Origin of the sequence: Endozoicomonas sp. ALC020 (genome assembly GCF_049275935.1) — a bacterium.
Taxonomy (GTDB): Bacteria; Pseudomonadota; Gammaproteobacteria; order Pseudomonadales; family Endozoicomonadaceae; genus Endozoicomonas_A.
In genome coordinates, this window is record NZ_CP184830.1 from 6594601 (window position 1) to 6611949 (window position 17349).

A 17349-nucleotide genomic window follows, 5' to 3' on the forward strand; every position below is an offset into this window, starting at 1 on the left:
TTTATCCAGTATGAAGGTCGTTCATAGCAAGGGAAGTATTAAGAATCAAACGACCATGAGTTTACTCTTATCATATCGTCGTTGACAGAATCCTTAGCTAACTGATTTCTCAAACCACGCCCATCAGGCTGACGCAATGACCCTGTTGAGGTAGAATAGGGAGATCAAAAACAGTTCGGTCGTTGACTCCGATTTTATGAGCCAGAACCTTTCCAAACGCATTCTCATCAATACACTGCTGATCAGCGCAGTGCTTACGGGGTGCTCATTACAGCCCAGCAAAGTTGCTGAACTGCCTGCACCCACCCACGAACTGGCCCCGGAAGGAGCAGACCAACTGCTGGAACGAGCCGAACGCAGCTCATTTCCGGAGAGCGCAAGACTCAAAATCAAGGCCGCCGGGCAATTGATCAACAACCAGATGGGCAGGGCAAAAACCATTCTGGACAGCCTGAATTATGAAGAGCTACCCGAGACTCTGAAAGCAGAAATGGCCGTGGCAAGAGCCCGCATTGCTGAGCAGGCAGGGCAGAACCGGGAAATATTTGTCTGGCTGGATCGAGCTGTCGTCATTAACAGCAGCAATACCGGGCTTCTGGATCAAAGCCATATCCTCAAAGCACGCGCGTATAACCGCTTCGGGGAGTACGTTGCAGCGCTGGATGAATGGAGCATGCTGTCCAACATAAGTGAACTCGACCAACAACCCAAAAGCCGCAACGCCTTCTGGGAAACCCTGCTTAACGCACCTGAAGAGCGCCTGATCAGCCTGGACAGTCAGACTAACAACAAAACCATGAAAGGCTGGCTGCAACTTGCCCTGATTTACCGCCCGGGCAAATCCGTGAGCGAGCAACTGGCCGACTTGAGCCACTGGCGAACTCGCTGGCCTGGCCACCCTGCAACAACCTACCTGCCGAAAGACATCAGTGCGCTTCAGACAGCCAACACTCAGCAGCCCGACAAAATTGCTCTTCTTCTTCCTGTCAGCGGCCCACTGGCCTCTGCAGGCAGAGCCATTCGCGACGGCTTTCTCGCTGCTTATCACCAGAATCTTGCTGATGAGACCCTACCCGAAGTCAGCATATTGGACACTCACGGCAAGAACGTTGTCGAGCTGGCTAACCAAGCCAAAAATGAAGGTGCCAAACTGATCATCGGTCCTTTGGATAAAACTAACGTCGGCCTGTTAAAAGAAAATACGCCCGACAACCTTACAATTCTTGCACTGAACAACCTCGAAGACAGCAGGAGCAACCCCGGACAAAAGAACAGCTTCTTCGAGTACGGTCTATCCATCGAAGATGAAGGCAGAGCTGTGGCCCGCCGCGGCATTCTGGATGGACACCATCGTGTACTGATACTTCGCCCGGAGACTTCATGGGGTGACAGAGCCACCAACAGCTTTGTGTCCGAATGGACAAAACTCGGTGGCGAGGTGGCCGGTGTTACTAAATTCAACAACAAGACCGAATTCAGCCAACTGGCTGGTCAGGCGCTGCTGGTTGACGAAAGCCAGAAACGTGCCAAAGAGTTGAGCAGAGTTCTGAGAGAGCCACTGGGCTTTACTCCCCGCAGAAGACACGATATTGACATGATCTACATGCCTTCCCACCCCAAGGAAGCTCGCCAGCTCAAGCCTGCCCTCTCTTACCAGTTCGCTGGCAAGCTGCCTGTTTATGCCACTTCCAGCGCATACTCCGGTAGAGTCGACCCTGGCAGAGATCAGGATCTGAACAACCTCAGAATCCCTGTAATGACTTGGTACCTGCCTGGCCAGAAAAGCAGTCTCGAGTCCAATATAAAAGCCACCTGGAGCAGCTCAAAAGGCCAGTATGGCAGTCTTTACGCCATGGGAGCTGACGCTTTTAAGTTGTATCCCCGCCTGCAACAACTTGCCAGTCTGCCAGGCAGTCGTCTGGAAGGACTGACAGGCATGCTTAGCATTAACAACAAACACCATGTGGTGAGGGAGCTTTCCTGGCAAATCTTCCGGGATGGTCGACTGAGAGCACTGCCTGTTTCGATTCAAAGGAAAGCTGATGTTCTGGCAATTAAAGCTTCTCAATAATAAGGGGCTTTGCGCAGAAAACCGGGCTTTGGAATACCTCAAAGCCCGGGGCATGAAGCTGGTCAATAGAAACTATGCCTGCAAAGCAGGAGAGATAGATCTGATCATGCTCGAAAAAGAAACACTGGTTTTTGTAGAAGTCCGATTCAGATCACAGTCACAATTTGGTTCAGCTGCCGAGTCCATTACCTACCGCAAGCAAAATAAAATCAGAAAAGCAGCCAATCACTTTCTCGCCCTGCACTCGAACCACCAGCACAGGCTTTGCCGCTTCGATGCACTTTTGCTCAAAAATGCATCCATCCATGATGACGCAAACTCCGAAAAGCCTATAGAATGGATCAAAGGTATTTTTTAAACCTGTATGCAACCTGACAACTGATAAAATGCGTAAACATCACTCGCTCTTAACTTCCCCAATGGATGATGGTATTTAAAAGGGGTAATGAAAAAAAAATCACGGTAAACTAACTGATCTATTAAGTACCTGGCTAGCCATGAACTCATGAGGCTTTCACGGTTTTCTAATGCCCATAGCGAAAGAAAATGCCAGTTGCGAAACGCACGGCGTCGAACTATTCGGGATTTTGAGACATGCATGAGCGCATTACACAACATTTTTCAGACAGCATTGACGCCAAAATTCGTGCCGCTGACTGTTTGCCTCCCCTGATCGCCCAGGCATCCGAGCTTATGGTGCAAACCCTTCTTAACGAAGGAAAAATCCTGGCCTGCGGAAACGGCGGCTCCGCAGGAGATGCCCAGCATTTTGTTTCCGCGCTGCTCAATCGTTATGAACGAGAAAGACCTTCATTACCAGCCATGTCTCTGTGCGCCGACAATTTGATATTAAGCTCAATCGCTAATGACACCAGCTTTCACGAAGTTTTCTCAAAACAAATCAGGGCACTGGGGCAACAAGGCGACATTCTTTTAGCGATCTCGACATCGGGCAATTGTCCCAATATCGTTCAAGCTATTCAGGCCGCTCATGATCGCGATATCCAGGTCATTGCCCTGACGGGTAAAAGCGGTGGCGATATGGCGAGATTACTGCATCCGGAAGATATTGAAATCCGGGTTCCGGATAATAGCTCTCCACGTATTCGGGAAGTTCATAAACTGGTCGTTCATTGCCTGTGTGACCTGGTCGATGAGTTCCTGTTTTCCGGAGAGTAAGTCTCGATGAAAGACTATTTTGACTATAAGACTGACTACGTTTAATTCATCCCCCACCAGGAGGTAACAAGGTGAAGCGTTTAAACGCTCTGATTTTAACTAGCTCACTCTTTCTGCTGGGGGGCTGTGCGACCATTGTCGGCAGCGTCAATGAAGACCCCATCCGAACAGACCCCACTGAACGCTCATGGGGCAACTTGATAGACGACCAGACCATCGAAACCATAGCCGCCGTTAACATTAATAAAGCCGATGAACGGTTTAAAGACAGCCGGATTAAAATCGTCAGCTTCAATGGCACCGTGCTTTTAATCGGACAGGTATCCAGTAATGAACTTAAGCGCCTTGCAGAAGAAACCGCCGGGAATGTGAAAGAAGTTGACAAGGTCTACAACGAACTCACTCTGGGCAGTAATGCCAGCCTGCTTGAACAGAGCAATGACTCCTGGCTGACCACCAAGGTGAAAGCGAACCTGATCCAGAGTGAAGAAGTTTCTGCAGACCGCATCAAGATCAATACAGAAAAAGGCACTGTCTACCTGATGGGACTGACTACTCCCAGACAGGCACAGGCAGCAGTGGATATTGCCAGAAACACTGGCGGTGTTCAGAAAATAGTCAAAGTCTTTGAATATATTCAGTAATCGAATGAGGGGAAAGCCTTGCGCCTTGCTCCCTCTTCCTTTATTTCTTCCCAGTGACATCTTCAGCGCAATAGGGAGTTAGAAAGTTCAATTGGTATAAAGCCCCTGATAAACGCTCATCCTTATTTCCCGAGAGTATGATGAATCAGATCAAAACCAACCAGGTCATCGTTATTGATTGCGGCAGTAACACAACTCCCGAGATAAAAAAGACCCTTTCCAGTCTGGGCACAGCTTCCAAAACTATTGCTTTGAAAAGCGCCAATCAATTCAATTTCAAACAGGCAACAGCCGTCATTATTTCCGGCGGTCCATTCCTGTTTACTGACAGCCCTGAGAAAACAGAGGCGTTAATGCAACAATTTGAATTCCTTCGGGAACCTCTCCCACCCACCCTCGGTATATGCCTTGGTCATCAGGCAATCGCCCTGATACATGGTGGCCAAGTCTTCAGGGGACAGGAAAGACGAGATCAAGACAGCATCATTATTCTTGAAAAGCATGGCCTTTTTGAAGACCTTCCAGCACTCCCTCTCTTTAAAGAGGATCATTGCGAGGGCATTCAGGCAGGAGCGAACACAAGGATCCTGGCAGAGTCGGAGTTTTACGACGTAGAAGCGATCAGCATCAATGACCGCCCGATACTTGGCGTACAGTTTCACCCTGAAGTGTCCGGCGATAACGGCAAGCAGCTTTTTTTAAACTTTATGAGATGGGCGTCCAAGCAGAATAAAGGCTAGTGAGTTCAACCAAGAGACTACTGCAGAGTTCCGAAAAAGAATCCATAAGATTCATACGAGGAGCGTCTTTCGTCGTAATTGAACGACTATCTTTGGTAACAGGGCTTGATCGTCCGATCAGGAGAACGATGATAGCCAGAATGAGAAGCAGACTGCTGCGCTTCATAAAACACTCCTGTATAACCATGACCATAGCTTAGAAAAGGATTTCAGACCTGCAACCAAAAATCCGGGATTTCTCAGCCTATCAAGCGCACATTTTCAGACGAGAGAATAACCACCGAAGAGGAGGGGGGAAGAGCGCAATGAACGCACTCTGAATGAAACTCACATACCGTTCCGGAAAGTCTTGTGATCAATAACACCGCTTTCACGCACACCTTTCAACGCAAGTGCATACTCTTTCAGGACAACAAGACTGTAATCCATACGCTCTTGCATTTGGCGATCAGCTTCTGCATCTTCACCCGTCATAACAGAAGCCACATTTCGTACAATAAGGTGATCTGGAATGTAGCAGAGACGACAATTTTTATAGCTGCTTGAGCGCAACTCCATAACGGGATAAGAACCGCCCTGCTCAGCAGACACAGCTGTGATCAGGCCTGGCTTATGTCCTAACTGCTGCGCCCCGAAGATCAGGAAAAAGTTTTTCAGACCTGAAGGAACCATGCCATTCCACTCCGGCGACACCACTATAATCGCATCACTGTCGTTTAATCTGGCTTTCCAGGGAGCCAAAAGGGACTTCCACTCTTTATTGCCAGAAAAGATGGACTCATCCCACAATGGCAGAGGATTTTCTGCCAGATCAAGAATATCTACCTGATCAAACAGCGCCAGTGCCTGTGCACGCAGTTTGAGCACATGACTGATACGAGCACTCTGGGATTCCTTACGGTGGCTTCCGCTAATAATAGCCAGGTTCATCAACACCTCTTCTAATACCAATCGAACTTTCTAACTCCCTGTTGGGCTGAAGATTTGAGCCTTAATCCTGCGTTGGCGACGTCGCCATAGCTAAGGCTATGACGCCTCACGCTCATCACGGGAGTTAGAAAGCACGACTGGTATAACTATTCCGATTACCAAACACCGGGAAATAATAACCAGAACACCCTGCTAAAGCGAAGCCAGCCTGGTCAGAAAAACCAAACCAAAAAATAAACCGCAGAGTTTTAAGCCCCGACTTACTTAACAACTTTCAGATTCGGCTTGCCAGGCTTACGGGGAGTTTTTTCGGACCGCTCTTCTTTTTCAACGGAGGCTTCCTGAGACTCCGGACCCGACACAGCCTCCAGCTCAAAATGAGGAGACACATGCTCTTCCGACTCGGCAACAGGCTCAACTTCAAATACCATACCCTGACCGTTCTCACGGGCATAGATGGCCATCAACGATTCAACAGGAACCACTATGGTCAATGCCTCACCACCAAAGCGACCATCAAAGGTAATAACATCATTTCCCATATGCATGGCACGCACTGCTGCCGGGGAAATATTGAGGACTATTTGATTATCCTTAACATACTCTCTGGGCACCTCTACCCCTTTACGGGCAGTATCCACCAGAATGTATGGGGTGCAGTCATTTTCAAGAATCCAGTCGTAGATTGCTCTGGCAATATAAGGGCGACTGCTGGTCATTGTCATAATATGTCTCCATCCAGACTAACTCCCGACAACTGTCTGACCCAGGAGCCATCAATAGCCACTATAGAAGAAGTCCCCTGACCCTCTCCGTGGATAAGGGTTTCGAAAAGCAGCAAGCAAAGCAGGTCACTTTTTAACACCGTATCGGCGAAGTGCACCATTTTTGCGACAGCCCCTGAAACAGAGAAAACACTTCTAATCTGCCAAGAGCATCGGCTGCCTGGAACAATCGTCTGACAGTCAAAGATTCGAAGATACTCTCAGCTCATGGCTGCTTGGCCAGATTATTTAGCCCTGGCAGCCAGACTGCCAGGGTCTAGTTCAAATCAAAGAGTTTCACGCATCTCTTTTTCAATTTCAGACAGGCTTTCTTTGAAGGATTCGCGCTCGAACAAACGTTCAGCATAATCCAGGATCGCCTGCCCCTGCTTGGGCAGTTCAATGCCCATCGCGGGAAGCCTCCAGAGAATTGGGGCTACACAGCAGTCCACCAGGGTGAACTCATCACTCATAAAGAATGGCTTTTCAGCAAAAATAGGCGCTACGGACAACAGGCTTTCACGAAGCTCTTTACGAGCACGGGCCGCAGGCGTCTCTTTGGTTTTTGGATCCGTAATAGCATCTACCAGGCTGCACCAATCTTTCTGGATGCGGTGCATCATCAGACGGCTCTGGGCACGGCTGACCGGATAAACCGGCAACAGTGGTGGATGAGGAAAACGCTCATCCAGATACTCCATCATGACGCTCGGCTCATAAAGCACCAGCTCACGATCAACCAGAGTTGGAAGACTATTATACGGGTTGAGATCAGACAGTTCCTGAGGCAGATTTTCAGGGTTCACATCCTGAATATCTACCGCGACCCCTTTTTCGGCCAGAACAATACGAACCCTGTGACAGTAGTGGTCAGATGGATCCGAGAAAAAAATCATGGATGACTTTTTGGCAACTACAGCCATGAAGTCCCCCCGCCTCATGCAAAGGAAAAGAGCTCCCGAGCGAGCCAGCTTACTCATTCGATCCCATAATTCGGATGAGCAGCGCTGACTTGACGGGCCGACACAAGAAAATAACGGGTTATCTTAGCAAACTTTACGCCCTGCGGAATAGGCACCACGGAAACTTTCGTAAAACAAGAGCAAATAACCCAGAGAACAACCCTAAAAATCCGAACAAACAAGCTAAAGCCCTCTGAAATCAGCGGGCTTTCTCACAAGCTACTCAAGATCTTTTGAGGAAAACAAATTACTTCCAGCCAGGAACTGCACTGCCTTTAAACAACTCCCTGGCTTTTTCTTCCACTGCCGGAGTATGGTAAGACTCAACCAGAGTCTGAATGCGAGGATCCCCTTTATTATCCTCACGTGCCACAATCAGATTGACATAAGGTGAGTCCTTACCTTCAACCAGCAGTGCATCTCGCCCTGGCAGCAGACCTGCAGGCACAGAGTAGGTTGAATTGATGAAAGCCAGGTCAACATCATCCAGAGAGCGAGGCAGTTGGGCAGCATCCAACTCAATGAACTGAAGGTTTTTAGGATTTTCAACAATATCAGCCGGTGTCGCTTCAAGATTACTGACGTCTTTGAGTTTAATGAAGCCCTTGTTATCCAGCAGGATCAGTGTACGGCCTTCATTGCTTGGATCGTTTGGAATAGCCACTTTGGCTCCATCTTTGAGCTCGCTGATATCCTTGATTTTTCTGGAGTATGCGCCAATCGGATACACAAAAGTATTACCTACAGCCGCCAGCTTGAAACCACGATCACGAATCATGCTGTCCAGATAAGGTTTGTGCTGGAAGGCATTAGCATCAATAGAACCATCTGCCAGAGCCACATTGGGAGAGACGTAATCAGAAAATTCGACCAATTCAACATCCACTCCATGATCTTTTTTAGCAATGTCAGCGGCCACTTTCATAACGTCAGCCTCCGGACCTGCCATAACGCCTACCTTCAAAGGACCTTCCGGGGAATTCTCAGAGCCACACCCCGCCAGCAGGACACTGGCGACCATAAGCACTGCGCCTGCAAGTGCTTTTAATTTATTGACTGCAAACATTCTTCACTTCTCCATTCAACCAGTTCGGGACAAAGCACTGAAACAACCTGTCCCATGCAATGGTTTAATTCACAAACACTCAGCGAGTTCTGTCGTAATAATTTTGCAAACGGTCGCCAATGCTCTGTATCAACTGAACCAGCACAATAAGCACCACCACAGTGGCGAGCATGATGACGCCATCAAAACGCTGGTAGCCATAGCGGATACCCAGGTCACCAAGACCACCACCGCCAATGGCTCCCGCCATGGCCGAATAACTGACCAGGGTCACCAGAGTAATGGTCATACCATTAATCAGCCCGGGACGTGCTTCAGGCAACAATACCCGACTGACAATCTGCAAAGGCGTTGCGCCCATGGATTGGGCTGCCTCCACCAGTCCAGAAGGCACCTCATTGATAGCACCTTCAGCAATACGGGCAACAAAAGGGATAGCTGCCAGGGTCAGCGGCACAATCGCGGCCGTTGTCCCGATAGAGGTTCCTACCAGCAGGCGAGTCAGAGGAATAATCGCTACCAGCAGTATAATAAACGGCACAGAACGTGTAGCGTTAACGACGGCACCCAGCACTGAGTTTAAAGCTGCATTTTCTTTAATACGTCCGGGCTTGGTAATATATAGCAACACACCCAACGGAATACCAAAGAGGAAACTGAGTCCGCCAGAAACTACTGTCATGTAAAGGGTTTCCCAAAGCGCCTTCCCCAGGAGAAGCCAGGAATCAGCTGACATAGCCCACTACCTCCACCTGCACATTGTCTTTAAGAAATTTCATGGAAGCCTCAACGTCTGACTCCTCGCCCATAATTTCTACCATCAGAAACCCCATGGACTTACCATGAACGGTTTCAATGTCAGCTTGCAGAATGACAAAATCAGTACCAAACCGCTTCGCCGCCCGGGTAATCAGGGGCTCCACTACCCGCTGCCCGACAAAGGTAATCCGCACAACCGGCCTTGAGCCTTCTTTTGGCTCTGATTGAAAACGACTTTCCACTTCAGCCGCCGGCTTTTCGTGGATAGCACTGCGGACAAACTCTCTCGCCAGTTCCGTTTCTGGATTCAGGAAAAAAGATTCGACATCATTTTCTTCTATCAGCTGACCATGACTTAGTATCGCAACCCGATCACAAATGGTTTTAACAACATCCATCTCGTGAGTAATAATCAACACAGTGATTTTCAACTCACGATTAATATCCTTCAAAAGTGCCAGAATCGATCGCGTAGTCTGAGGATCCAGTGCCGAGGTAGCTTCATCACACAGGAGAACTCTGGGCTTGCTGGCCAGGGCACGGGCAATAGCCACCCTCTGTTTCTGCCCTCCTGAAAGCTGGGATGGATAGCTGTCCCGCTTTTCTTTCAAACCGGTCAAATCCAGCAGAGGAGCCACCGCCGTTTCTATTTCAGGCTTACTGGCACCGGCCAGTTCCAGTGGCAGAGCAATATTCTGATAAACCGTTCGGCTCGACAGTAGATTGAAGTGCTGGAAAATCATCCCTATATTGTGACGAGCCAGGCGCAGGCCCTTTCCGGCCAGATGAGTAAGATCCTGACCGTCCACTATGACCTGACCCGAGCTGGGGTGCTCCAACATATTGACACAGCGAATCAGCGTACTCTTACCAGCACCACTTGAGCCAATCACACCGTAGATTGACCCTTCCGGGACACTGAGATTAATGTCATCCAGAGCCCTGACCTCCTTGCCTCCTGCTTTAAACACCTTGGTAAGGTTTTTCAGTTCTATCATCATCACTCCTGCCTGATTCAGATACAATCAGTGCATGACTGCCTGAGTTATACTCAGTGAGTTCAATCAGTTCTTCTGCCTTGGCGGGTTGCGTGAGAGCTGGTTATAAATACCTGATCAGGTATCTACTGCCCACTCGAAAGTTTCAGCCTTCAGGTCGATTAAACGACCTCTTTTTCAAGGGCAAAAAAAAACCACCCTGTGCTAAACAGAGTGGTTTTTCATGAATTCGTTCATAAACCCTTCTTTTAGCGGTATTTCTATAGCGCCCGCAAGCCAAGACAAATCAGCGCATCCCTAGGATCGTAATAGACACCAAAACTAAAGTCAACCAGCCGCTACCAGCAGAGCACGCAGGCTCTGCATGACCTGAAAAGATCGATTATCGAACACCGGAAGCAATAGCACTGACACCGGCAATGCTGCAAAGAACCAGCAAGGCATGGCGAATCATTCTTTGATCAATCCGGTGAGATAGATGGGAAGCAATTTTACTCCCCAACAATACGGGTGGAACCAGCATCAGGGCATCCTTAAAGTCATCGAGCCCCACCATGCCACCCGCTGATAGAAATATCAGTGAGATCGCACTGCTGAAAACAAAATAAATGGACATGCTGGCCCGAATTTTGTCCCCGGTTTCATTCTGCATGACCAGAGCTATCGGAGGTCCGCCAATAGATGATGTTGTACCTGTGATGCCAGAAATAACACCGGCAACAAACAAACTGGACCTGGTTGCCCGAACTTTTACAGAAAACAGACTCACAATGACAGCCATAAGAACAGCCACACCTATAAAAAGGCTCATATGCTCTCTGGAGGCCACTACCAGAAGATAAGCTCCCAGCAGTGAGCCCGGAACTCTGCCAGCCACAGCATACTTCATCTCTGCCAGATCCAGTGCCCCCCGATACTTTCTGAACGTCAACAGAGACAGCAACATTGCCATGCAGATCAGAGTGCCCGGCACCAGAGATGGCGCAACAACAAAAAGAATGGGAGCGGCTACCACTGCCATACCAAAACCAATCATGCCCTGGATCAAAGCTCCCAGGAAAACAACGACCATGGCTATTAATTGCGGGTACAGGCTCAGATCCATAACATCACAGAAATATCAAATATATCGATAGGGGATATAAATATAACCGTTTGCTATGTGCAGAATCCACTGTCATTTATACCCATAAGGGGTTTAGCACGACATTAGACGTTTACTATCCAAACAACTGCCTGTATGAAAGTCACTGGGTCAGACGCTGACCGTACCGGATGTTTTAATTGATTGTATGTTCAATCAAAAAAAATCAACAAATTGCATAATTTCATTTATTCATTAATCAAGCTCGGAGTTTGGAATATGCACTCCATTTTTCATTGTTTCCCGAAGAAAAATTGGCCATTGCGACTGATCCAGTTTAACCGATGGATTCAGCGGTTCAATCAACTTTTTACTTCTGGCCAGGTATTTCTGTTTCTCTTCTTTTGAGAGATGCTTTTTGGAACCAGAACTTATTTCCGAATCAATCTTGCGGCAGAAATGATTATACAACTCCAGGGGATTAGACAAATTACCGGAAATCATCGGAATAATGCACTGACCGACAATACCAGCATCGGTTTCACTCAGTAACTCACTCCAGGGTTTTCCCGAACCGCTGTTCAATTGAAGCAGAATATTTGACAAGTGCTCTCTGCATCGTTCTTTATCATAATTATACGAACTTATATCCCACGTTGGTTTATGGGTATCCAGATCTTCAAGGTTAAATGCAAACTGGCCCAGGGCTTTTCTGGTCCGTTTCAGATATTCGAGTGTATTTTTTATACTGACCACCTCTTCACTCTTCTGCCAATCGTTTCTCATTCTGCCTCGTTGTTTCTGTAGCTGGTTGGAAATAGAGTGTTCAAATTCTTCTTCCCGCTGCTGAAAAAGCCGGGTTACCCTGCGGTACTCATTGTTGAAGGATGCTTTGATCTTTCTCACAACATCGGCAATGGCAATGATTAAATGGATATCCGCATTTTTTAACATACTGGCTCGCACTGCATGATAAAAATCATGCTGCATAAACTCGAGAATCCATTGAGCAACTATGTGGTCAGCAGTTTTTGGCAAAGGGTGACCAGGAAACGGAATAGCCATGTCTCTGAATCCTTTCAGCCCGCCGGTTCTGATATCTTCAAGCGAACTGGCCCCGATCACTGGATTGATTTTATGGGCTTCTTCCTGACAAAAACTGTCAATAAAAGCCTGTCGCAACGTGATGGATGGGCATATCACCCAACCAGTCCACCACCAGTCAACTAATAAAACGTTGAAGTTTCTGTTTGACAGGACTTTATACATCGTACGCAGCCCTTTGTCTTTATCTGAGGAATCCGGATACGTGCAGCTCCAGAAACTTGCCTCAACCGGAGGTGCTTTTTCAAGCAAACGCTTCATTTTCTCGATGATGGAACTCACATCAAAAGAAGAACCGTTAAAAAACCACTTTGACCTTTCTAGTGAAAGCGCAATGATGCCCCAGTTGGCTTCATTAGCGTTTCTGTTACCGTCAAACAGCTTATGATGCACAATTTCAAATGATTTTATATCCCGGATACCTTCCAGGTAAACGCCCTGCAGGGTGACCAGGGTTGCAAATTCATTGCCGCTGATTTTCTTTTCCCGAAATGCACGGAGCGCTGCATAGGCAAAGGTATCAGTTTTAAAAAAGCTGAGTTGTTCATCAGTGATTTGTTCTGGCTTGCGACAACACTGGACAATTTGTTTGAGATGATCTTTGGTAATGGCATTAACCTTTTCCATGATCAATGATTGTTGGTCTGTCTTAATTCTGCGAACAACTTCTTTAAACGCCTTTGCATGGTCATCAGTGCCTGGTAAATCCAGGGGGTTTGAAGATATTCCTTTAACGTCTCTGTCCTTCAAATCCGTTGGAGGACTTGCTGAATATCTCTGGTTACCGGGCAACACAGCATCATCACTCGTGCAGCCAACACATCTGAATGCGCCGGTGATGGTGCGCCAGATAGCACCAACGCGACTTGGCGCAGTATTTTCAGGCCTTAAAGACACCGGGTATCCGCTTGCCCCGGCTACACAGGAAGGGGTCATAATTCTAACCTCCATGTTAGATTTCTCGCTAATCGTTATAATTTTGACCCGGTAGAGAATAAAAAGTTCCGGGCCATAAGCCACAGAAGTTACTCTTCACTGTTACTTGATAAGATGACTCGGAACCCTGTCAGACTGCTATCCATTCAAGGCCCGTTATGCAAGAATACTTTTCCTGATTGTTTAGCTTTATCTACCAGAAGTCATTTTCATGCCCGATATTTTCGTAGCCGATTATTCAAACCCTGATCATGGTCAGGCCATTATTGAATTGCTCGACCACTACGCCAGAGACCCGATGGGTGGAGGAATGCCACTAAGCAGCTTCACCAGAGAACATCTGATTCAGGAACTGTCAAAACGTCCTTTCACATTTTCGGTACTTTGTCTGGTTGATGGACAACCAGCCGCTCTGGCCAACTGTCTGGAAGGATTTTCTACTTTTGCCTGCAAACCTCTGATCAATATCCATGATGTGGTCGTTAATGAGTCATTCAGAGGTCAAAGCCTTTGCAGAAAACTTTTCGAAAAAATTGAACAGATCGCCAGAGAAAAAGAGTGCTGCAAAATCACGCTGGAAGTTGTGGAAGGGAATCATGTAGCACAGGCTGCTTACCGAAAGCTTGGCTTCTCGGGTTTCGAACTGGATGAACAGCTCGGACACGCCCTGTTCTGGGAGAAAAAACTCTGACTTCTCACCTTTCGCTCAAAGGCACAGATATGTCCGGAAAATACGTTAAAGTTGGCCAGAAAAATCGCCTGAAAGTCGTCGGTAAAGCAGGCTTCGGCGTATTTCTGGATGGCAGACAGTTTGATGAAATCCTGCTACCCAAAAGGCATGCCCCTGCAGACTGCAATATTGGAGATGAACTGGATGTCTTTGTCTACCTTGACTCCGACGACCATTTGATCGCAACGACAGAAACACCACTGGCCTGTGTTGGTGAGTTTGCAGCGCTGAAAGTCAAAGAAGTCAATCCGATTGGAGCCTTTCTGGACTGGAATCTGGGCAAGGATCTGCTGGTCCCCTTTCGTGAACAAAAAACCCGTATGCGCGAAGGTGGACACTATGTTGTCTATCTCTACCAGGACGAAGAAACAAGACGCATCGTAGGATCCTCAAGGCTGCATAAGTTCATTGATCGCTCAGCAGGAGAGTACCAGAACAGCCAACCTGTATCCCTTTTGATTTACGATAAAACCGACCTTGGCTATATGGCCATTATCAATAACAGACACCAGGGACTGCTTTTCAGCCAGGAAGCAAACGACTCAGTCAAACCGGGTGATAAAGTACAGGGTTATATCAAGCGTATCAGACCGGATGGAAAAATAGACCTCTGTCTGAAAAAGCCCGGCTTTGATCAACAGGCGCTGGACTCTCTCAGTCAACAGATTATGGACAAACTGGCAGTTGCCGGAGGTTTTTTTCCTATGAACGATAAAACCGATCCTGCTGAAATCAAACGGGTCTTCGGAGCCAGCAAACGTGCCTTTAAAATGGCACTGGGTGGGCTGTACAAGCAGCGTCTTATTAAAATTGAAACATCCGGTATCCGCAGCAGCCAATGATTAACTTTCTGGCTGCAAGCTTTCTATGGCCCGGAAGATACTGGAAAAATCTTTCTTGCCCATTCCCCCGGAAACATGGCGGTTATACAGCTCATAAGCAAGGCCACCCAAAGGGGTCATAGCCTCACTGCTAGTGGCAGCCGCCATTGCCAACCCAAGATCTTTCAACATCAGCTCGCTCATAAATCCCGGCTCATAATTCCTGGAGGCCGGAGCGTTTTCCATCAGACCAGGACATGGATTATAAACCTCCAGTACCCAGTTTTTTCCTGAACTGGCCAGCATGATGTTGGAAAGTACCTCTGGGTCAAGGCCATTTTTGGTTCCAAGATTAAGCGCCTCCGAGGTACCAATCATTGAGATGGACAACAACATGTTATTGCAGGCTTTGGCCACTTGACCAGCTCCTGGTCCACCGGCCAGAAAAACATTCTTACCCATGTCCAGAAGTATCGGTTTCACCTTTTCAAACACTTCAGGGTCGGCGGCTCCGCACATAAACGACAGAGTACCTTCAGTCGCACCAGCAACGCCACCGGACACAGGCGCATCAATCATTGACCTCCCTCTCCCGGCAGCAGCAGCCGACAACTTTCTGGCGGTGTCCGCATCAATGGTACTGGTGTCGACAAGAATGGCAGAAGTGGGAGCGGAATCCAGCAAACCCTGATCCAGGTAGAGACTTTCTACATGCTTACTGGCGGGCAACATGGAAATAACAAACCCGGCTCCGGAACATGCCTGCTCTGCACTGGCTGCTGCTCTTGCTCCCAGAGTGGCCAGAGAACTCACTGCCTCGGGAACAAGGTCAAATACACTCACATCGTGACCGCCCCTGATCAGATTAGCCGCCATGGGCGCTCCCATATTACCAAGACCGATAAAGGCTACCGTTGCCATGATCAGCACTCCCGGGTGTTTGTTGTTGTCATGTCAGCGCAATCAAAAAGAGTGATACCCATATAATATGCAGGATTCCGATTGAAACTAAAACCCAGGTATTTAACGACCTGAAGTCTGCTTCAATATATCAGTATCGTCCAGAACTGCACACCCATTGATTATTTTTCACACTATCAGGCCAGGAGCCTGTACTTCAGAATATACTCATCCGCACGTGTACAATCCTATATATTTCCGACACCCCCATGAAAGCGAACACTCCGGCCACATCCCCCCTTTAGAGAAACGACTATGATTACCTGTAGATTTTTTCGAGTACGGATAAATACGGTGTAATTAATTACATCATTGTCTTGATTATCCTGAACAAGATGCACACAATCCGCCAATCATAGTTATTAGCTGTAAACTGAACACGATGCGCAAGTACGAAGATTCTCTACCACTCAAATTGCTTAAGGCCAGAGAGGCTGCCATGAGCTTCTTCCGTCCCATGCTGCAAGAACACTCCATTACCGAACAGCAATGGCGCGTGATGCGGGTTCTGAACGACACCGACGAGATGGAGACCAAACAGCTGGCTGATGCCTGCTGCATTCTGAGCCCGAGTCTGACAGGCATTATCCAGCGTCTTGAGCAACAGGATTATGTCAGCCGCCGCAAATCATCAGAAGACCATAGACGTATTTTGGTCAAAGCTACTCCTAAAGCCAGGAAACTGTTGGACGAGATGACCCCTATGGTGGAAAACAGTTATAGCCGTCTAACCGAGGGTTTAAGTCAGGAAAAAATGGAGCGACTGAAAGAACTGCTTGATGAAGTCAGTCTGTTGACCAACTGAGATCTGTTATTTTAATTTTGTGATCGGCAGGATATCGGCTGAATAAGCCTGTCAGTTATGTCCTTAGGGCTACAAATCCCCCCCTGTCGATATCGCACTGATCAATATCAACAAATAGACTACTGTGCCTGCATAAGGATAATTAAAACTGCCACCCCCCCTGCACCTGAACAGGTCAGAATTCATCTTTATTTGATGTAAAATTATTAAACTTCCCCAGAGTAAAATCATAATGAAAACCGTTTTCAGAAGCGCGGTTCTATTTCTGACTCTTGGTAGTTCTTTCACTTTTTCTGCTGGCAAGTCTTCTACTGAAGTGCTGGCTCACAGCACAACCAGCTGGGATGGTACCCTTCTGAAAAGTGTCACCCTTGAGAACCCTGAAGTCCGTGTACTGCGTATTACCATCGCCCCACGCTCAAGACTGCCCATTCACAAGCACCCTGTTATCAATGCAGGCTACCTGGTTAAAGGTGAATTAACGGTGATTCGATTGTCTGATGGCAAGCAACTGAACTTGAAAGCCGGTGATGCGCTGGTTGAGATGGTAGATGAGTGGCATTACGGAGTGAACACATCGGATGAGCCTGCAGAAATCGTTGTTGTTTATGCCGGTGATGAAGGCCAGGCTATAACGGTGTTTAAAGAAGAAGAAGAAGAAGAACAATAACCTGTGAGTTCTCGCGCTGAAGCAGCCGCTGCCTGCAAACCACTCAAATGACGATCCTCCGGCAGCACGACGTTTCTTGCACTGATTGACCCGATTCCGCAACCGGCCAGAGCGATCGCTTCTGCC

The 17349-nt window shown here is 47.8% G+C and carries 18 protein-coding genes; 9 read left to right on the top strand and 9 right to left on the bottom strand.

Annotated features, from left to right (window positions below; genetic code table 11):
* The first annotated feature begins 196 nt into the window (after window positions 1-196).
* The 5 genes from ACOJUO_RS24690 to ACOJUO_RS24710 all read left to right on the top strand — a co-directional run bounded on the left by ACOJUO_RS24690 (window position 197) and on the right by ACOJUO_RS24710 (window position 4634).
* Window positions 197-2071: a penicillin-binding protein activator gene (locus tag ACOJUO_RS24690; RefSeq protein WP_422138485.1), complete on the top strand. Its 1875-nt coding sequence runs from the start codon at window positions 197-199 to the stop codon at window positions 2069-2071.
* Window positions 2043-2429 (top strand): YraN family protein, encoded by a 387-nt coding sequence (locus ACOJUO_RS24695; protein ID WP_422134530.1) that lies wholly within the window; start codon window positions 2043-2045, stop codon window positions 2427-2429. Before ACOJUO_RS24690 ends, ACOJUO_RS24695 begins: the two co-directional genes overlap by 29 nt.
* Before the next feature lie 236 nt (window positions 2430-2665).
* Window positions 2666-3250: a phosphoheptose isomerase gene (locus tag ACOJUO_RS24700; protein WP_422134531.1), complete on the top strand. Its 585-nt coding sequence runs from the start codon at window positions 2666-2668 to the stop codon at window positions 3248-3250.
* A 71-nt stretch (window positions 3251-3321) separates the two neighbouring features.
* Window positions 3322-3894, top strand: coding sequence for a BON domain-containing protein (locus ACOJUO_RS24705; protein ID WP_422134532.1), 573 nt, complete (start codon window positions 3322-3324; stop codon window positions 3892-3894).
* Window positions 3895-4031: 137 nt separating this feature from the next.
* Window positions 4032-4634 carry a glutamine amidotransferase-related protein gene (locus ACOJUO_RS24710; RefSeq protein ID WP_422134533.1) on the top strand — a complete coding sequence of 201 codons (603 nt, stop codon included), beginning with the start codon at window positions 4032-4034 and terminating at the stop codon, window positions 4632-4634.
* 327 nt (window positions 4635-4961) lie between these two features.
* Here ACOJUO_RS24710 and ACOJUO_RS24715 read toward each other — a convergent pair whose 3' ends face one another.
* The 8 genes from ACOJUO_RS24715 to ACOJUO_RS24750 all read right to left on the bottom strand — a co-directional run bounded on the left by ACOJUO_RS24715 (window position 4962) and on the right by ACOJUO_RS24750 (window position 13237).
* Window positions 4962-5564, bottom strand: a complete 603-nt coding sequence (locus ACOJUO_RS24715) for an NADPH-dependent FMN reductase (RefSeq protein WP_422134534.1) — start codon at window positions 5562-5564, stop codon at window positions 4962-4964.
* 260 nt (window positions 5565-5824) lie between these two features.
* Window positions 5825-6289 (bottom strand): ClpXP protease specificity-enhancing factor, encoded by a 465-nt coding sequence (locus ACOJUO_RS24720; RefSeq protein WP_422134535.1) that lies wholly within the window; start codon window positions 6287-6289, stop codon window positions 5825-5827.
* 326 nt (window positions 6290-6615) lie between these two features.
* Window positions 6616-7251: a glutathione S-transferase N-terminal domain-containing protein gene (locus ACOJUO_RS24725; RefSeq protein ID WP_422134536.1), complete on the bottom strand. Its 636-nt coding sequence runs from the start codon at window positions 7249-7251 to the stop codon at window positions 6616-6618.
* A 286-nt stretch (window positions 7252-7537) separates the two neighbouring features.
* On the bottom strand, window positions 7538-8356 hold the full coding sequence (locus ACOJUO_RS24730; protein WP_422138486.1) for a MetQ/NlpA family ABC transporter substrate-binding protein: 819 nt from the start codon (window positions 8354-8356) through the stop codon (window positions 7538-7540).
* Between the two features lie 79 nt (window positions 8357-8435).
* Window positions 8436-9092 carry a methionine ABC transporter permease gene (locus tag ACOJUO_RS24735; RefSeq protein ID WP_422134538.1) on the bottom strand — a complete coding sequence of 219 codons (657 nt, stop codon included), beginning with the start codon at window positions 9090-9092 and terminating at the stop codon, window positions 8436-8438.
* Window positions 9082-10113 (bottom strand): methionine ABC transporter ATP-binding protein, encoded by a 1032-nt coding sequence (locus ACOJUO_RS24740; RefSeq protein ID WP_422137127.1) that lies wholly within the window; start codon window positions 10111-10113, stop codon window positions 9082-9084. Before ACOJUO_RS24740 ends, ACOJUO_RS24735 begins: the two co-directional genes overlap by 11 nt.
* A 382-nt stretch (window positions 10114-10495) precedes the next feature.
* Window positions 10496-11218, bottom strand: coding sequence for a sulfite exporter TauE/SafE family protein (locus ACOJUO_RS24745; RefSeq protein ID WP_422138487.1), 723 nt, complete (start codon window positions 11216-11218; stop codon window positions 10496-10498).
* A 234-nt stretch (window positions 11219-11452) separates the two neighbouring features.
* Window positions 11453-13237: a hypothetical protein gene (locus ACOJUO_RS24750; protein ID WP_422138488.1), complete on the bottom strand. Its 1785-nt coding sequence runs from the start codon at window positions 13235-13237 to the stop codon at window positions 11453-11455.
* Window positions 13238-13448: 211 nt separating this feature from the next.
* Between ACOJUO_RS24750 and ACOJUO_RS24755 the strand changes: the two genes are divergently transcribed.
* Together ACOJUO_RS24755 and ACOJUO_RS24760 are read left to right on the top strand one after the other, a co-directional pair.
* Window positions 13449-13928: a GNAT family N-acetyltransferase gene (locus tag ACOJUO_RS24755; RefSeq protein WP_422138489.1), complete on the top strand. Its 480-nt coding sequence runs from the start codon at window positions 13449-13451 to the stop codon at window positions 13926-13928.
* A 29-nt stretch (window positions 13929-13957) separates the two neighbouring features.
* The gene (locus ACOJUO_RS24760) at window positions 13958-14809 is read left to right on the top strand and encodes a S1 RNA-binding domain-containing protein (RefSeq protein WP_422138490.1); all 852 of its coding nucleotides are present in this window, start codon (window positions 13958-13960) and stop codon (window positions 14807-14809) included.
* Here ACOJUO_RS24760 and mmsB read toward each other — a convergent pair whose 3' ends face one another.
* The gene (gene mmsB, locus ACOJUO_RS24765) at window positions 14810-15709 is read right to left on the bottom strand and encodes a 3-hydroxyisobutyrate dehydrogenase (protein ID WP_422138491.1); all 900 of its coding nucleotides are present in this window, start codon (window positions 15707-15709) and stop codon (window positions 14810-14812) included.
* Between the two features lie 421 nt (window positions 15710-16130).
* Here mmsB and hpaR point away from each other — a divergent pair, with 421 nt between their 5' ends.
* Together hpaR and ACOJUO_RS24775 are read left to right on the top strand one after the other, a co-directional pair.
* The gene (hpaR, locus tag ACOJUO_RS24770; protein ID WP_422134544.1) at window positions 16131-16553 is read left to right on the top strand and encodes a homoprotocatechuate degradation operon regulator HpaR; all 423 of its coding nucleotides are present in this window, start codon (window positions 16131-16133) and stop codon (window positions 16551-16553) included.
* Between the two features lie 232 nt (window positions 16554-16785).
* Window positions 16786-17223, top strand: a complete 438-nt coding sequence (locus tag ACOJUO_RS24775; protein ID WP_422138492.1) for a cupin domain-containing protein — start codon at window positions 16786-16788, stop codon at window positions 17221-17223.
* Window positions 17224-17349 lie beyond the last annotated feature (126 nt).

Coding starts and splice junctions, on each gene's coding strand:
- ACOJUO_RS24690 (WP_422138485.1), top strand. CDS start 197: ATGAGCCAGAACCTTTCCAAACGCATTCTCATCAATACACTGCTGATC.
- ACOJUO_RS24695 (WP_422134530.1), top strand. CDS start 2,043: ATGTTCTGGCAATTAAAGCTTCTCAATAATAAGGGGCTTTGCGCAGAA.
- ACOJUO_RS24700 (WP_422134531.1), top strand. CDS start 2,666: ATGCATGAGCGCATTACACAACATTTTTCAGACAGCATTGACGCCAAA.
- ACOJUO_RS24710 (WP_422134533.1), top strand. CDS start 4,032: ATGATGAATCAGATCAAAACCAACCAGGTCATCGTTATTGATTGCGGC.
- ACOJUO_RS24715 (WP_422134534.1), bottom strand. CDS start 5,564: ATGAACCTGGCTATTATTAGCGGAAGCCACCGTAAGGAATCCCAGAGT.
- ACOJUO_RS24720 (WP_422134535.1), bottom strand. CDS start 6,289: ATGACAATGACCAGCAGTCGCCCTTATATTGCCAGAGCAATCTACGAC.
- ACOJUO_RS24725 (WP_422134536.1), bottom strand. CDS start 7,251: ATGGCTGTAGTTGCCAAAAAGTCATCCATGATTTTTTTCTCGGATCCA.
- ACOJUO_RS24730 (WP_422138486.1), bottom strand. CDS start 8,356: ATGTTTGCAGTCAATAAATTAAAAGCACTTGCAGGCGCAGTGCTTATG.
- ACOJUO_RS24735 (WP_422134538.1), bottom strand. CDS start 9,092: ATGTCAGCTGATTCCTGGCTTCTCCTGGGGAAGGCGCTTTGGGAAACC.
- ACOJUO_RS24740 (WP_422137127.1), bottom strand. CDS start 10,113: ATGATAGAACTGAAAAACCTTACCAAGGTGTTTAAAGCAGGAGGCAAG.
- ACOJUO_RS24745 (WP_422138487.1), bottom strand. CDS start 11,218: ATGGATCTGAGCCTGTACCCGCAATTAATAGCCATGGTCGTTGTTTTC.
- ACOJUO_RS24750 (WP_422138488.1), bottom strand. CDS start 13,237: ATGACCCCTTCCTGTGTAGCCGGGGCAAGCGGATACCCGGTGTCTTTA.
- ACOJUO_RS24755 (WP_422138489.1), top strand. CDS start 13,449: ATGCCCGATATTTTCGTAGCCGATTATTCAAACCCTGATCATGGTCAG.
- ACOJUO_RS24760 (WP_422138490.1), top strand. CDS start 13,958: ATGTCCGGAAAATACGTTAAAGTTGGCCAGAAAAATCGCCTGAAAGTC.
- mmsB (WP_422138491.1), bottom strand. CDS start 15,709: ATGGCAACGGTAGCCTTTATCGGTCTTGGTAATATGGGAGCGCCCATG.
- hpaR (WP_422134544.1), top strand. CDS start 16,131: ATGCGCAAGTACGAAGATTCTCTACCACTCAAATTGCTTAAGGCCAGA.
- ACOJUO_RS24775 (WP_422138492.1), top strand. CDS start 16,786: ATGAAAACCGTTTTCAGAAGCGCGGTTCTATTTCTGACTCTTGGTAGT.